The organism is Paenibacillus aestuarii (assembly GCF_027789125.1).
In the GTDB taxonomy this organism is placed as follows: Bacteria; Bacillota; Bacilli; order Paenibacillales; family NBRC-103111; genus Paenibacillus_E; species Paenibacillus_E aestuarii.
Genome location: NZ_JAQFVF010000089.1, coordinates 144506 through 159813 on the forward strand (window position 1 = coordinate 144506; position 15308 = coordinate 159813).

Below are 15308 nucleotides of genomic sequence, written 5' to 3' on the forward strand. Positions count from 1 at the left end.
ATCATAGTATACGCAAAATCCTGTCATTATGCAAGAAAAAAACACTGTCGATTTTACCAAGATCTTGGTCTCCGGAAAATTAACGCCGCTCCTGCCAGGACAAGCACGAGAGCAATAACATAAACACCAAGCTTAAATAAGAGCGTAATTACAAAAAATACCACTGAAATAGCGCCCAAAATCATCGCGGCGATCCATACGCCCCGGTGCGTATTACGATCAAACAGATGCAGTTCATATAAGCCGATGGCGACTCCCAAAATAAAGCCGGGCCAGAGATAGCTCATTGCTCCCCACCCGAACAAATTGCAATAAAAAAACATGAGCGCATATGTAGTCAGGATTCCTCCGGGAACAAGCACGCCTGACGGCAGCGTACGATTAAAGAACAGCATATGGAACAGCAGTCCCGGTATCAGCAAGACAAGCGGCCAAAAAAACGAAGCGATAAAATGAATCACACCCAATTTGCCCAACAGCAAAATGATGGCGACGCCAATCAATACAATCCCGATGGTGTAGCTATTTCTAGCCAAGCCTGATCCCTCCTAAATCTTGTATCGTGCGGAGCGTCTTTCGACACCCTTCAACAAGTAGTGTAGCGTAACTTGGGTAAAATTGCTAGGCGGTAATCGCTGCTTCTGCATAAGCTTTACATCACAAGGATGGGCATACTAGCAAAGCCTCAGCACTTACGACAAGACACCAGTTGTGATCAGGGGGAAGCATGGAACAAACTATGAAGCAAAGCGTGCGCAGGCCGCTTTGGACCAAAGCATTTTTATTGACAGCTTTATCGAATCTGCTGCTTTTCTTCAGTTTTCAGATGTTGATTCCGACCATCCCCATGCATGTCGCGCAATTAGGCGGCGATGATTTGCAAGTCGGGCTTGTCATCGGCATCTTTACAATTTCTTCATTAATAACCCGCCCGTTTGCAGGCAAAGCATTGGATCGGCTGGGCCGCAAACATGTGCTGTTTGTCGGCCTCAGCATCTGCGTGCTCACCATCGCCGGCTATTCGTACTTGGCGGCAGTGGCGCTGATTCTCGCCGCCCGCTTCGTACACGGAATCGGCTGGGGCATGTCAACGACTTCGCTTGGCACCGTGATCGCGGACATAATCCCGCCGGAACGGCGCGGAGAAGGCATGGGCTATTACGGATTGTCCAATACGTTCGCCATGGCGCTCGCACCGCTGACCGGGCTTTGGGTCATGAACCTATACGGTTTTCACCGTGTTCTTCTCCTATCGACTTGCTTGGCTTTGGCATCGATGCTCAGCTCTCTGTTTATTACATATAAGAAGCCGTCTGTGACAAATCCGGCCAAAGACACACAGCAGCCACGCGTAATCGACCGTTTCATCGAGCGAAGCGCCCTGCTGCCTTCCATGCTGCTGTACTTCACGGCCGTCTGTTACGGCGGCATCGTCACGTTCATCACGTTGTTCGGCCGGGAAACCGGCATTGCCAATGTCGGCTGGTTCTTTCTGTGCAACGCTTCGATGGTCCTGATCGTACGGCCTGTCACAGGCGTCCTGTTTGACCGCAAAGGGCCGGAGTGGGTCCTGCTCCCCGGCGCAGGCTTCACGATCGGCGGCTTGCTGCTGCTGTCCTACGCCCACTCCGAAGCCAGCCTGGCGGCAGCTGCGCTCTGCTACGGCATCGGCTTCGGTTCGATCCAGCCTGCGCTGCAAGCCTGGACGATGAACCGGACGCCGCCGGAACGGCGCGGCGCCGCCAACGGCACCTTCTTCTCAGCCAATGATCTCGGCCTGGGCTCAGGTGCTATGCTGCTCGGTGCGTTCGCCACCTATATAGGCAGCTATGCGCTCATGTACCGCTACTCCGTGGTGCTGATGATTCTCTTCCTTCTTATCTACGGCTGGTGCCTGTGGCAAACCCGCCGCGGCTTAACTGCGCTGCAGCGCGCCTCATAACAAAAACCGCAAAGCGCTGAGCGCCTTGCGGTTTCTTTTTTATTCGCTTCTAGGTTTCATTCGTAACGAACGCGTCCATTTCACGGTAAAGCCGATGGCAATGACGAGCACGGTTGTGGCGATCGGGATCCACGTATGAAGGAATTCGTGTTCGATCAGGAACCAATCAATCATCTTCTCATCCTTCACAAACATTTCACCAGCGGTATAACCTAGAATCCCTGCCCCGATATAGACCAAGATCGGAAATTTATGCAGCAAATTCATCACCAGCGTGCTGCCCCAAATAATGATTGGAATGCTCAGCCCGATCCCGAGGATAATGACTGTGTTATTGCCGTTACCTTTGGCAGCAATCGCCAGCACGTTATCGAGGCTCATGACGAAATCGGCGACGATGATCGTCCAGATCGCTTTGCCAAGCGATGTCGCCTCTTTTACGTTCGAATGATCGTCATCGTCGGTCAACAGCTTGATTGCGATATAGAAGAGCAGTATGGAACCAAGCGCCTGGATAAAAGGAATATCCAGCAAGCTGACGGCGATAAGCGTAAGAACGAGGCGTAGCGCGATCGCACCAAAAGCTCCCCACCAGATGGCCTGCTTGCGCTCTTTGACCGGCAAATTTTTGGAGGCTAGGGCAATTACCACCGCATTATCGCCGCTTAACACAATATTGATTAACATAATCTGTAAAAACAGGATAAGCGCATCAACCATTTTCCATAACCTCCGCTAGCTTACTAAAGTGTCTATGTCCTAAAACAAATGCTGCTCCGCAGCTTCCTTCTTGGCACCGAAGACGACGCGAATCGTCTCCGTTTGCTGAACAGCTTGTTCAATCAGCTCCGGCAAGAAGGACATGCTGTCCTCAATCTTTTCAACCATCCGCAGATTGGGGTTCGTACTTGGCGACGGCGGCAAAAATAAAGTGCAGCAGTCCTCATACGGCAAAATGGAAATCGCAAAAGTACCGATCGTCTCTGCGATCGAGATGATCTCTTGCTTGTCCATCATAATCAAGGGCTGCAAAATCGGCAGACTCACCACGCGGCCAATCGCGTTCATGCTGGGCAGCGTTTGGCTGGCGACCTGACCCAAGCTCTCACCGGTAACCAGTGCCTCCGCTCCGTTCTGGTCGGCAATCTTCTCAGCAATCCGGTACATCGCTCTGCGGATCAAGGTAACGAGCAAATTATCTTTGTAGACGCCATGAATGGCCGTCTGTACGTCTGTGAATGGCACCAGATGCAGCTTGATTGAATCGGTGTAAGAAGCAAGCTGGCGTGCCAGATCGATCACTTTCTCCTTCGCTCTCTCGCTGGTGAAAGGATAGCTGTGGAAATGTACAGCTTCCAGCTCCACACCTTTGCGCATAGCGAGCCAGCCGGCTACAGGGCTGTCTATGCCGCCGGAAAGCAGCAGCAGCGCTTTGCCGTTCGTCCCTTGCGGGTACCCGCCTGCGCCTTCAATCACCTCGGCGAACAGCAGCGCGCGTTCCTCACGCAATTCCAGCCTCAGCTCGATGTCAGGCTGATGCACATCGACTGTGAGACCAGGCATTCCTTGCAGCACATAGCCGCCAACGAGCCTGTTCATCTCCTGTGAATCGTAAGGAAACGATTTGTTCACCCTTTTTACACTAACCTTAAACGTCTTAGGAGGTTTCGGCAGCCCTTGCATCATGCTTAGCGCCGTTTCTTGAATGGACTTAAGCTCCAAGGGAGCCAAGTAAGCCGGACTAATCGACGATAGTCCAAAAATCCGCTTAAGATCCTTCAGCGTGTCCTCATAAGGCGCACCCTCTAGCTCCACATATACGCGTCCATATTCAGGAATATACCTAATCGACGGGTATGAGGCGAATACTTTCTTAATTTGTATCATGACGCTGCGCTCAAAGCGTTTGCGGTTCCGTCCTTTGAGTGTCAACTCACCCATGCGTATAATCATACATTCCGGTTTCATTTCCGCTGCCCCTTTCTCGCTGATGTCTGATGAAGCATGGGGGCCAGCTCTTGAACGGTTTGCCGGAGCGCACTCAGGAACTGATCAGCATCCGCCAAGCTATGGGTGTCAGAGAAGCTGACGCGCAAGCCGCTCACCGCTCGCTCGCGGCTGCATCCCATGGCCAGCATAACTTTACTTGGGTCTGATTCGCCCGAGCCGCAAGCCGACTTCGTCGATATGTATATGTCCCGCTTCTCTAAAGCATGAACAACAACTTCCGCCTTCATTCCTGGAAATGAAAAATGTACAATATGCGGCGCCGTTTCCGCTTCCGCTTGCGAGCCGGTTAACGCAAGCTCCGGTATGTCCGCAATGCCTTGCACAAGCCTTCTGCGCAGTTCGTACCGCTTCGCCGACTTCTCCGCCATGTGCTCCATCGACAGGCGCAAAGCTTTGGCCATGCCCACCAGCAGCGGCACGTTCTCCGTACCCGAGCGCAAGCCGTATTCCTGACCGCCTCCGCCGAGCAAGGGCAACAGATGAATGCCTTCTTGCTTGTACAAAAATCCGACACCCTTCGGCCCGCGAAACTTATGTGCCGAGGCACTGAACAGATCGACCCGCCACGCTTTTGGCGGCAACGGTAGCTTCGTCAATGATTGCACTGCATCGACGTGAAAAATCGTCTTTGGATAAGCCGCCAGCAGCTTTCCAATCTCCTCAATCGGCTGAACGCTGCCGACTTCATTATTCACCTGCATCACGCTGACAAGAATCGTTTCCTCGCTCAAAGCTTCCTGCAGTGCATCCAGACTGACGATGCCCCGCTCGTCTACCGGCAAATACGTGACGCGGAAGCCTTCCTTCTCCAATTGCTTGAATACTTCAAGCACGGAAGGATGCTCAATTTGCGTCGTGATCATATGGTTGCCACGATTGCGATAATTGTAGGCTACGCCTTTAATTGCCATATTATTACTTTCAGTTCCGCATGACGTATAAATAATCTCTTGCGGCAGCACCCCTAACAGACCAGCAATCACATCTTTAGAGCTATTTAGCAGCTTCTCGGCCTGCATCCCAAGCTTATGGATGGAGGACGGATTGCCGTAATGGAGCTTCATCACTTCTGCGACGGCGTCAATGACCTCATCATAAGGAGGCGTTGTAGCCGCATGATCCAAATAAAGCATAATATTTCCTTTCTCGCTTCGCAGCCTTATAAAATAACTTATTCTCATCCCATTAAAGCTTAAATGCACACAGATTTCAATGACCCGAGAAAAAACAAAAGGCCGATTCCGCTCGAAGTGCAGCGAAATCAGCCAAGTCTATTATTTTATATGGTAAAGTTGGATTTAGCATTCAGCACTTTATTCACATAACCCTGTGTCTCTTTGGGCAGCAGATGCAGCTTATTGGACAAGTCCTGATCATTGCGGATACCCAGTCGATCGATTCGGTTCGCCCCCGCGTTATAGGCAGCTAATGCCACGCCTTCATTGCCATCATACTTTTTCAGCAAATTGCTTAGGAAATGTGTGCCTGCATCAATATTCTGCTGTGGATCAAAAGGATTCGTGACCCCAAAGCCGCTTCCCGTACCGTCCATGAGCTGCATGAGACCCTTTGCTCCAGCTGAGGATACCGCCTGGTGATTAAAATCGGATTCCTGCTTAATCACCGCATTCACCAAAGAAGAATCAACGCCATAGCGCTTGCTAGCCGCTTCGACAAGATCTTGGAATGGCACCTTGTCAGTTGCCGTGGACGTCTGGTCAACGCTTTGTAGAGGTGAATAGGATTTACTAAGAGCCGATAATGAGCTAAGCGATGTTCCCGCTCCCGCTTGCCCCAAAGCGGCCGTCAACAAATCGCTGCTCGAATCACTGTCGCCGGTGGCTTGTCCCATCAAAGTTTGTAGAAGTGCGCCAAAATCATCGGAACCGTCCGTGCTCGACGTCCCCTGATTGTCAGAAAACAAGCTGACCTTGTTCAGCAATTGCAACTGCAGCAACTGTTTCATCACTCTCGGATCAATGCTGTTCATCATTAACCTCACTTCATCTAAGTTGTGTTGTTTTTATTGTACACGTTTTGTGCCTTCACGACCATCCCATTTTCATAGGTATTTCTGCCCAAAAATAAGAGGAACAGCCCAGAGGCTGCTCCTTTTGATTATGAAATATTTTGCTGCAAGGCCGCTTCTTGTTCTGGAATTTTGCGAACAATGACACGGGAGATTCGCAAATGCTCTGTCTCTTCGACGATGAACATCAGCTCATCGTTATAAGTGACTTGCTGATTTTTGCTTGGCGGAATCTCAATTTGCGAGTAAATCCAGCCGCCGATCGTATCATAATCGTCTGATTCAATATCAACGCCAAAATAATCATTGACTTCGTCGATTAACAGCAATCCATCGATCGAGAACGTTTGCTCATCCTTGATCTCAATCGTCGGCCGTTCCTCATCAAATTCGTCTTGAATCTCTCCGACGATCTCTTCCATGATGTCTTCTAGTGTAACAAGACCTGACGTCCCGCCGTACTCGTCAATGAGCAGCGCCATCTGGCTTTTGCGTTTCTGCATCAATTTAAGCAGATCACTGATTTGAATGGAATCCGGCACCGTCGTAATCGGGCGGATAATTTTTTTGATGCCTTTGAGGTTGGCATCCGGTTTCAAAAGATCCTTAATATGAACAAATCCGATGATATTATCTTTGTCCGGATCGCATACGGGATAGCGTGTGCGCATTTCCTTTATGGCGATCGAAAGATTTTCCGAAAAGGAAAGCCCTGCATACAAAACTTCCATCTCGGTTCGTGGGATCATGATTTCTTTGGCAGTTGTTTCAGCGAATTCAAATATATTATCAACAAGCGTTAGCTCTGTATTATCTATGAGTCCGTTTTTGTGGCTTTCTTTCATGAGAACGCGAATTTCTTCTTCCGTATGCGCAGAATCATGCTCCGTTGTAGGCTCAATCCCTGCGCGGCGCAGCATCCAGTTGGAAATTCCATTGAGAATCCAAATGAACGGGTACATTACTTTGTACACGATAACCATCGGGCCGGCGGCACCCAAAGTAATTTGTTCTGCTTTGCGGATTGCATATGTTTTGGGGAACTGTTCACCCAATGTAATATGCAAGGTTGTCATCAATGAGAAAGCAATGACGAATGTAATCGTGTGAAACACCGAATCCGGTAAATTAAGCGGTCTAAACAACGGCTCCAGCACTTTGGCGAACGTCGGTTCCCCGACATAACCAAGCCCGAGTGAAGTGAGCGTAATACCTAGCTGGCAGGCTGATAAATAAGCGTCGAGATTCATCATGATGCGCTTGGCAAACTTGGCGTTGCGACGGCCTTCCTCCACCAGCGTATCAATGCGGCTTCCTCTCACTTTGACCATGGCGAATTCCGCGGCAACAAAAAAACCGTTTAAAAGCACTAAAACAAGCATAACTGCAAAACTGACTAACGTTTCCGGTAAAGGATCTTCCAATACCCTACCTATCCCCTAATAATGCACACTTAGCATCAAGGAGTATAGGTACACCTCCCTTAAATGTCAATTTAAATAGAAAATATCACTTTTTATTATATAATAATACTCTAATCATTCAAAGGTTCGTTTATGACTCCTGTTGTCAAAAAGTACGAGCAAACGGGAGCATGCATGCTAAAATCGTACGACAATGCCTGCATACACCGAAATCGACCCTATCCAGCCGTTTTTTTAGTGAAAAAGTGCGTGAAGAGGGTGCGGGAGTGGTGGAAGCTTCTGGCGGCGAAGAACATACGAGTGAGGAAAGATCAGGCCGGTTGCGTAGGGTTCGCCCCCGACTTTAGTGGCGCGTTAGAGCGCCTTGCGAGGTGATGTCGGTGACCTCTAAAGCGTGTTAGCCTCTTTAGAGGTGGATCCCCTAGAGACAAAAACCGCTCTAGAGCCGCCTCCGTCCTGCTGCGCGCCCGATGCAGCACAAATAGCGGAAGAATCTCTTCCGCTATCTGGAGCACCGCTTTGTGCATAGCCGGGTATTGCCGGCTGATGCACTGCTCCCGTTTCGAAGCGCTATGAATAGAACGGGAGCAGAAAATAATAAGCGGCAATGGCAACAAGTCCCAGTCCGATGGACCAGGAACCAAGCGCTTTGTTGCCATAAAAGAACGCGATAATACCGAGAACAATCCCGCTGGCGCCGAGCAAGACAGGCCATACGAAGAGCGATGCGAGTGCAACGAATAAGGCGACATATCCGATCGCTTTGCTGCGCGTCACAGCGTCAACCATCTCGTCGACTTCTTCGTCGCTGACAGCTGCGGACTCCACGGCCGCTGCGGTTTTGTTCATTTTAGCCGAACGGTACTGCTCAGCATAAGTGATTTTGCGAACCGGCGCCGGCACGGCTATTTCCGCCGCGTACTCTTCATTGTGATTCAGGCCGCTTTCCATACGGAGCTGGTCCTGCTGGTAACGTTCCTTTGTGGCTTCATCATCATAAGGGACGTCTTTGTTAGTCATGTGGCCTCCATGGCACTAGTACCTAAGAATTCTTTTTGGGCGTAAAGGTATGGCAGCATGTGTTGGCAGCTTTCTTCGCTACGTCGTGGTGGCTCGTGTCGAACGACTCATTGGCGAATTCTTCATTGTAGGTTGCGTTGGCATGCGCATCCACTTCGATCATAATAGTACCTGCATTGCAGTTGTTGCCCTGCGCCCAATATTCGCAGTTCGCTACTGCACATTTTACACTTGGCATAATGATCACCCCTTCTACAATTTGCCCGTATCCAGGGGGAGCTATTCTGTCTTTAATTTACTAGATAGCACCAAGAACATCGCCTGCGACCACAACAGTGGCAGCGCGGGTTCACCCCATTTAGCCACCCATTCGTTGTAAGCCGGCGCATTGCGCAAGTGATCGGGCACCTGCTCCGGAAGCCTGCCAAGCGAATCCGCCTTGCTGATGATCCAATCCAAGCAGCGCTGCGCTTCCTCGCTATGTCCAGTTACAGCTTGATACCAGCCGTACCACGCCGTCAGCAGGATCCATTCGCCTCCGCCATAGTAGTTGTCAGCCGGATATCGCTGCAGACCGCCATGCTTCAAATCCCGTTCGATGGCTTGGACCGTTTGCTGCATAACAGGATCGTCAGCCTCACAAACGCCAAAAGGTACAGCGAGCCACAGCAAGCTCGTATCTACATCAGGCAGCACAGGCTGCCACACTTCGTTGATACACTGAATAGACTTCACAAAACGCCCATCCCTGACGGCATGCGCATGAAGGAAAGATCGGATCTCTTCAGCTCTTCCAAGCACGTCCTGACGCTGCTCCAGCTCCCCGATCGCCTTCAGCCCCCCATATACACAAGCAAGTGTGGACGGATGGACATAATCCGGGAATTCCTCCCAACAATCAAAATTCGGATAATGCCAAAAAGTCATTAAATAATCGACCGTAATCTCGACACTGTCCCTGAGCTCCTCAAGCAGCTCATGATTGCCGGTAAGCCGGATATGTTCGATGAATCCCCATAGCCAGGTCCCATAGCCGTCCAGCTGAAAATGGCCCCACTCCGAGTTGTCATTTCTACCATCCAAATGATAACGTGTTCCCAAAAATTCACTTCTGTCAATCCATTCCTTGCGCTCATGCTTGCCGATCAACGTGTCCACAATGGATCTTTTATCATGCAAAACTCGGTGAACCCAACGATAGAAAAGCTCCGCGCTAGCGGATTCACCTGCCAGATCCATCGCATATGCAATAAACGTCCCGTCTCTAAGCCAACTGTATGTATAATGAGTAAATAACGGCGATGCCGCATAACCGCCGCGGGGGTGCTGATTGAGTTTGATGATCGCCATGCTGCTTGCAGACAATTGTAGTTGATCCATAGCGCCTCCTGGGAGCGTAATAACAAACATGAAAAGAAAAGGGATGCGTTTGGTCCTCGCATCCCCTACTGACATTTTTTCTATGAATGATTGTAATTATACCTTCTCGCCTTGCATACGGCGCTGTGTGATATAGTCGGTTTCGTAGTACGCCAAGTCTTCGCGAAGCTCTTCGAACACTTTGGACAACTCAATTGTCAAATTGCGAACTTCCCGGGACGGCTTTTTGCGGAAGCGGATTGCATCTTGCCCCGTGTAAGCGTAACGTCCGTCTTCGGAATAGCATTCATTTTTCGGATAGAAAAAAGTATTCACGCATGTATGATAAACTTCATACAGCACTTTTTCAGAAAAATCTACATTGAACGTTGGACGTCTCAAGCTTACGCCCAATTTCTCATAGGCAACTTCGCAGAATACGAGCAAATGACGTGTATCTTGCAGATAACCTCTGTAAAATTCGTCCATTGCCGGGTCGTTTTCGACATTCAATTGAGATAGTGAATGTTGATTCAGAAACAACTCCATTTTGGCAGTCGTTTCTTTTAGCTTGGTACGGGTTGAGTCGCAAATATTTTTGACATTAAAAACAGCCATTCATGAAGACCTCCTCTAATTGCACTATTCCTATCCTACCATAAAAAAAGCGGAAAAGGTATATGCAATACCACAGTTGCGATGCATAAAAGATCCTCTCGCGCCTAAATCTATGGGATGAGCCCTGTTTATGTCCTTGTCGCGACCTATCGAACGCACGAACCAACAATGAGAGTTTCATCAAGGAGGCCTTCTGTATGTGGCGTTATGTATGCACGTTCCTGCTCGTCGTGGGTTTCGGGATCTTCTTATTTGCCGACAACCCGAACCGCAATACCAAGCCTGGTCCTGAGGTGTATAGTGTCAAATATGAAACGGCCAGCAAGCAAACCCTGCTAAATCAGGACGTTAAGCTCACCGATGATTTGTGCCGAAGCCAGTGTTCGCTTGATTTTATCAAGATGGTAGGACGTATAGAAGCTGGTGAAGCCGCCGATAAGGTGTTGAAGGAAATGAAAGCAGACCATGAAAAAATGGATGTACTGATCTGGTCCAAACCTAATCAACCGTTGGCACAAGGAGTTAAAGCCGGCGACGTGCATGCGGATTACAAAGATCAAGCCAATACGTATTTGAACGAGGCCAAAGCCGCGGTGGACAAAGGACAGCATTATCAGTCTCCTCCCTTCGGGACAGGAAAGCAAACTTTTTTTGTGCTCGGTGTGCCTTCCCACAAGACATCCGGCTCGCTGGTTGGGGTCATTCATCAGGAGATTTTGCATCAAGTGGCTGATCATCAACGTAAAAATTTACGGTTAGAACCTTATCCAAACGAAAATCGTTGGAAAATTGAATCTGTCGATACCAATACACTGAAAGATAAAGTGGTTAATCATCCGGAGGACAACCAAGGTACTAGCCACTATCATCAAAATGAAGTTGTCGTCCGGTTCAAACAGGAGCCAACCACCGCGGAGCTGAATCAGATTAAATCCGAAATTAACGCCGGATCGATGCAAAAGCTGGGATATACGTACGTATTCCGCACCGATGCGATGGAAGCGAAGCAGTTGATGAATTATTTTAAAAAATGGAATGTCGCTTATGTGGAGCCTCATTTTCTATATTTAACAAATAGCTTCGGATTTTTTGACCGCCAGCATGGAGATGAGAATAATTCTGACCGCTCAACAGACTATTTCCAGCCAGCCGAGAACCAGAGCACATCAACAATCAGTGCCAATTTTGTACCGAATGACAACTTGTATAGCAAATATCAATGGAATTTACCTTCCATTGAAACGGTGCAGGGCTGGCAAGTCAACAGAGGCGCTCAGAACGTCATCGTAGGCGTCGTCGATACCGGTGTAGATCTAAAACATCAGGATTTACAAGGACAACTGCTGCAGGGCTACAATGTCATCAGTGACAACAACGTTCCGCAGGATGACGTAGGCCACGGAACGCATGTCGCCGGCGTCATTTCTGCCTTAGTAAATAACAACTTAGGGGTTGCCGGCATGACTTGGTACAACAAAGTGCTCCCTGTCAAAGTGCTCGATCAAACAGGCGCAGGCAGCACGTATTCCGTAGCGCAAGGCATTATTTGGGCTACGGATCACGGAGCCAAAGTAATCAATTTAAGCTTGGGTAACTATGCCGATTCCAGTTTTCTCCATGATGCCATCAAATATGCGTTCGACAAAGACGTCGCTTTGATCGCGGCCAGCGGCAACGATAATACAGAGCGTCCGGGCTATCCGGCTGCGTATGAGGAAGTTTTTGCTGTCGCTGCGACAGATTCCGAGAATAAGAAGGCGCCATTCTCCAATTACGGCGATTATATCGACGTAGCAGCGCCGGGTGTCAGCATTGCCAGCACCTACCCTGACAACCAATATGCGGCCTTGTCGGGGACTTCGATGGCCAGCCCGCATGTCACCGCGCTCGCTGCGCTCATCCGCTCGACGAATCCGAACCTCAAGAATACAGAGGTTTATGAGATCATGCGGCAATCAGCTCAGGACTTGGGCGATCCCGGCAAAGATAAATATTTTGGGTTCGGGCTTATTGACGTCGTGAAAGCAGTTAAAGCCGCGGCGCAAGCAAAAGGCTCGGTCTCGCAAGCAAACGCGGGCTCCACGAGTCCATAACTCGTTCAGCGTTTGAAGCCACGCGCGCCACTGAACCGGCTGTAGTTCGAAATAACGAGCTACAGCCGTTTTTTTGCTTCTTGACCATGAAAACGGCCGCTGCAATTGGGAGAAAATCGCCTACTGCGCGGCGGTGCGGCGGTGGCTATTACAATTTCGCAAAATCGGACTGCAGCAAAAACTAACGCGTGGCTGAGCTCACAGCGAGTAAAGAACTGAGACGTTACCTCCCGCCACTGACTTTTCGAACTCAAGAGCAGGCGCTGCAGCATGGCTGCAACAAATGCTGTAGTCCGAAACCCAAAACCCATCTGAACAGGCTATCGTTCACACACTCCCCATCTGGGCAGCTGCTAATAAACAACAAAAAAGGGTTGGTCAGCATCAAGCTGTCCAACCCTTATTATTTGTCATTATTATGCAAATACCCGCCAGGCAAAGCCTTGCGGGCAACCGACAGTGTAGAAAGTTTGCCGTAAGCCGGGTTCTGTACTTCCAGTGGTCATAACGGGCGTCTGTTCCCCTGCCACCATTGAAGTGACAATCATCTATCTAGGCTGTACATTGCTGCACAGCTCAAGCGACCAACCCGAACGCGTCTCGGGCTAAGACTGCCGCTTCGAGAGCGGCTTGCGTTCCTCTAGGTCTTGCTCCAAGTGGGGTTTACCAGGAACTATGTCACCATAGCTCCTCGTGGTCTCTTACACCACGGTTCCACCCTTGCCTGATCCTTGCCCTAAGGCAAAGCCATCGGCGGTCCATTTCTGTGGCACTATCCTTCAACTCGCGTTGACTGGACGTTATCCAGCACCCTGCCCTGTGGAGCCCGGACTTTCCTCTCGCGTGTCGCCACGCCAGCGATTGTCTGTCAAACTTTCCGATGCATTTGCTAGTATACTAGGAATGCTCATGAATTACAACCTCGAATGTTTCCACTTCTGCCATGGAGGAAACATCCAACCGAGCCTTACACAAACTGGAAAGGCTCGGTATTGATCTCAGACGGCACGACTTGCGTATCCGCCTTGGCCAGTTGCGCGGCGAGGTAGTCGGCGACGCCGCGCTTCATAATCTTCTCGACGTTATGGCCAACGTCGAGCAAAGCGATCCCCGCGGCGAGCGCATCGTGCGCGGTGTGGTAGTCAATGTCGCCGGTGACCAGCACATCGGCGCCAGCGAACAGGGCATGCCGCATATAGCGGCTGCCCGAGCCCCCGAGCACGGCCACCTTACGGATCGGCCGGTCCAGATCTCCAACGACGCGCACCGCGGGCACGTCGAATGCCTGCTTCGCGAGCTCCGTCAGCTCGCGGAGCGACATGGCCGCGGGCAGCTGGCCCGCGCGGCCGAGGCCGAACACTCTACCCTTGAGGTCCATCGGGTAGAGGTCATAGGCCACCTCTTCGTAAGGGTGCGCCTTCAGCATCGCTTGCACCGCCTTGCGCTGCACGCTGGCGGTGACGATCGTTTCGACGCGCACTTCCTGCACGCGCTCCAGCTTGCCTGCTTCCCCGATGAACGGATGCGTCCCTTCCTGTGGCAGGAACGTTCCCGTCCCGGGGATGTTGAAGCTGCAGTGGCTGTACTGCCCGATCCACCCTGCACCTGCGGCGAATAAGGCATCCAGCACCTGCTGATGATGCGTCTCTGGAACGAACACGACAAGCTTCTGCAATTTCTCGGTATGTACATCTTCCAGATGTGTGAGATTCGTAAGGCCCAGCGCCTCCGCCATCATATCGTTAATGCCGCCGTCGGCAACATCGAGATTCGTATGCGCGATATAAACAGCGATATCATGTTTGATCAGCTTGGTATATAACCGCCCGGCTGGCGTATCGGTTTGCAAATGAGCTAATGGACGGAAAATAATCGCATGGTGGGCAATAATGAGATTCGCTCCGATGCGAATGGCTTCATCGACGACTTCGTCGGTGACGTCCAGCGCGACGAGCACCTTATGGATTTCTTTTTGCAGCGAACCGAGCTGCAGGCCGATTTTATCATCAGGCATCGCATAATGCTTCGGCGCCAGCTGCTCAAACAGTTGAATTACAGTTTGACCTTTTGCAAACAAGCGAGCACCTCCTTGATTTCTTGAATCTCCTGTCCGATTTGCTCCGATTTTGCTTTGGAGGCTTCAGCCGTTGACAGCGCGAGCTGCCCTTCGATCATCGCCAGCTTCACTAGCTCGCTCTCCCATTTGCGGAACCAGACCTCCGGCGCTTGTGTGATCAAGTAGGGTCCCATCTGTAGCAATCTTGCCTTATTGACAACTTTGCCGCCAATCAGCTCTCTGTCTTGATACAGCGCTTCAAGTGTAACAGGTGCACCGTTTGGCGAAGCCGTCAAGATCTCGTATATTTTCCCATCTTCCTCCAAAATTGTTTCGCTTTCCAGCAGCCACCCCTGCTCATCCAGCCAGCGCCGAACTTGATCTTCACCGACATTGGGCTGCAATATCAGCTTCGCCACCCCTTGCAGTTTGGACTTGCCGGCATCCAAAATGCTAGCAATCAAACTGCCGCCCATGCCTGCAATCGTGATCACATCCACTTCGCCAGGCTGAATGACGGCTAATCCGTCGCCTAACCGCACGTTGATCGCAGCCTGTAGGCCGCATTCCATCACTTGACGTGTCGCCGCATCAAAGGGCCCGGGATTGACTTCCCCAGCAACCCCGAAGGTGATCACGCCTTGCTGTGCCAGGTAGGTTGGCAGCAGCGCATGATCCGAACCGATATCGGCCAGCCGCGTACCTGCCGGAACCCGGTCAGCAATCATTTGTAGTCTTTTTGATAATTTCACCATTT

General features: G+C 50.5%; 14 protein-coding genes and 1 other RNA gene. 2 read left to right on the forward strand and 13 right to left on the reverse strand.

What is annotated here, in order from left to right; all coding sequences use genetic code 11:
• Nucleotides 1-53 precede the first annotated feature (53 nt).
• Nucleotides 54-536, reverse strand: a complete 483-nt coding sequence (locus O9139_RS30520; RefSeq protein WP_270885512.1) for a LiaI-LiaF-like domain-containing protein — start codon at nucleotides 534-536, stop codon at nucleotides 54-56.
• 191 nt (nucleotides 537-727) lie between these two features.
• Between O9139_RS30520 and O9139_RS30525 the strand changes: the two genes are divergently transcribed.
• Entirely contained in the window at nucleotides 728-1942 is a 1215-nt protein-coding gene (locus tag O9139_RS30525) for an MFS transporter (RefSeq protein ID WP_270885513.1), read from the forward strand.
• 39 nt (nucleotides 1943-1981) lie between these two features.
• Here O9139_RS30525 and O9139_RS30530 read toward each other — a convergent pair whose 3' ends face one another.
• The 9 genes from O9139_RS30530 to O9139_RS30570 all read right to left on the reverse strand — a co-directional run bounded on the left by O9139_RS30530 (nucleotide 1982) and on the right by O9139_RS30570 (nucleotide 10402).
• Entirely contained in the window at nucleotides 1982-2662 is a 681-nt protein-coding gene (locus tag O9139_RS30530) for a TerC family protein (RefSeq protein WP_270885514.1), read from the reverse strand.
• Nucleotides 2663-2701: 39 nt separating this feature from the next.
• Complete coding sequence (thiI, locus tag O9139_RS30535) at nucleotides 2702-3910, reverse strand: tRNA uracil 4-sulfurtransferase ThiI (RefSeq protein ID WP_270885515.1); 1209 nt, start codon at nucleotides 3908-3910, stop codon at nucleotides 2702-2704.
• Nucleotides 3907-5085 (reverse strand): cysteine desulfurase family protein, encoded by a 1179-nt coding sequence (locus O9139_RS30540; protein ID WP_270885516.1) that lies wholly within the window; start codon nucleotides 5083-5085, stop codon nucleotides 3907-3909. The genes thiI and O9139_RS30540 overlap by 4 nt, the downstream gene beginning before the upstream one ends.
• A gap of 146 nt (nucleotides 5086-5231) precedes the next feature.
• Nucleotides 5232-5945, reverse strand: a complete 714-nt coding sequence (locus tag O9139_RS30545) for a lytic transglycosylase domain-containing protein (RefSeq protein ID WP_333743077.1) — start codon at nucleotides 5943-5945, stop codon at nucleotides 5232-5234.
• 125 nt (nucleotides 5946-6070) lie between these two features.
• Nucleotides 6071-7363 (reverse strand): hemolysin family protein, encoded by a 1293-nt coding sequence (locus tag O9139_RS30550; protein WP_270885705.1) that lies wholly within the window; start codon nucleotides 7361-7363, stop codon nucleotides 6071-6073.
• 612 nt (nucleotides 7364-7975) lie between these two features.
• Nucleotides 7976-8425, reverse strand: a complete 450-nt coding sequence (locus O9139_RS30555) for a hypothetical protein (RefSeq protein WP_270885517.1) — start codon at nucleotides 8423-8425, stop codon at nucleotides 7976-7978.
• Nucleotides 8426-8447: 22 nt separating this feature from the next.
• Nucleotides 8448-8663 carry a DUF1540 domain-containing protein gene (locus O9139_RS30560; protein ID WP_270885518.1) on the reverse strand — a complete coding sequence of 72 codons (216 nt, stop codon included), beginning with the start codon at nucleotides 8661-8663 and terminating at the stop codon, nucleotides 8448-8450.
• Between the two features lie 41 nt (nucleotides 8664-8704).
• Nucleotides 8705-9805: a glycoside hydrolase family 15 protein gene (locus tag O9139_RS30565; RefSeq protein WP_270885519.1), complete on the reverse strand. Its 1101-nt coding sequence runs from the start codon at nucleotides 9803-9805 to the stop codon at nucleotides 8705-8707.
• 96 nt (nucleotides 9806-9901) lie between these two features.
• Complete coding sequence (locus tag O9139_RS30570; protein ID WP_270885520.1) at nucleotides 9902-10402, reverse strand: YpuI family protein; 501 nt, start codon at nucleotides 10400-10402, stop codon at nucleotides 9902-9904.
• Nucleotides 10403-10599: 197 nt separating this feature from the next.
• Between O9139_RS30570 and O9139_RS30575 the strand changes: the two genes are divergently transcribed.
• Nucleotides 10600-12495, forward strand: coding sequence for a S8 family peptidase (locus tag O9139_RS30575; protein ID WP_270885521.1), 1896 nt, complete (start codon nucleotides 10600-10602; stop codon nucleotides 12493-12495).
• A gap of 461 nt (nucleotides 12496-12956) precedes the next feature.
• On the opposite strand, the gene rnpB is transcribed toward O9139_RS30575, so the two are convergent.
• From rnpB to O9139_RS30590, 3 genes are all read right to left on the reverse strand, one after another.
• Nucleotides 12957-13372: RNase P RNA component class A (gene rnpB / locus O9139_RS30580), an RNA gene on the reverse strand.
• 90 nt (nucleotides 13373-13462) lie between these two features.
• Entirely contained in the window at nucleotides 13463-14572 is a 1110-nt protein-coding gene (locus O9139_RS30585; protein ID WP_270885522.1) for a Nif3-like dinuclear metal center hexameric protein, read from the reverse strand.
• Nucleotides 14548-15306, reverse strand: coding sequence for a tRNA (adenine(22)-N(1))-methyltransferase (locus tag O9139_RS30590; protein WP_270885523.1), 759 nt, complete (start codon nucleotides 15304-15306; stop codon nucleotides 14548-14550). Before O9139_RS30590 ends, O9139_RS30585 begins: the two co-directional genes overlap by 25 nt.
• Nucleotides 15307-15308 lie beyond the last annotated feature (2 nt).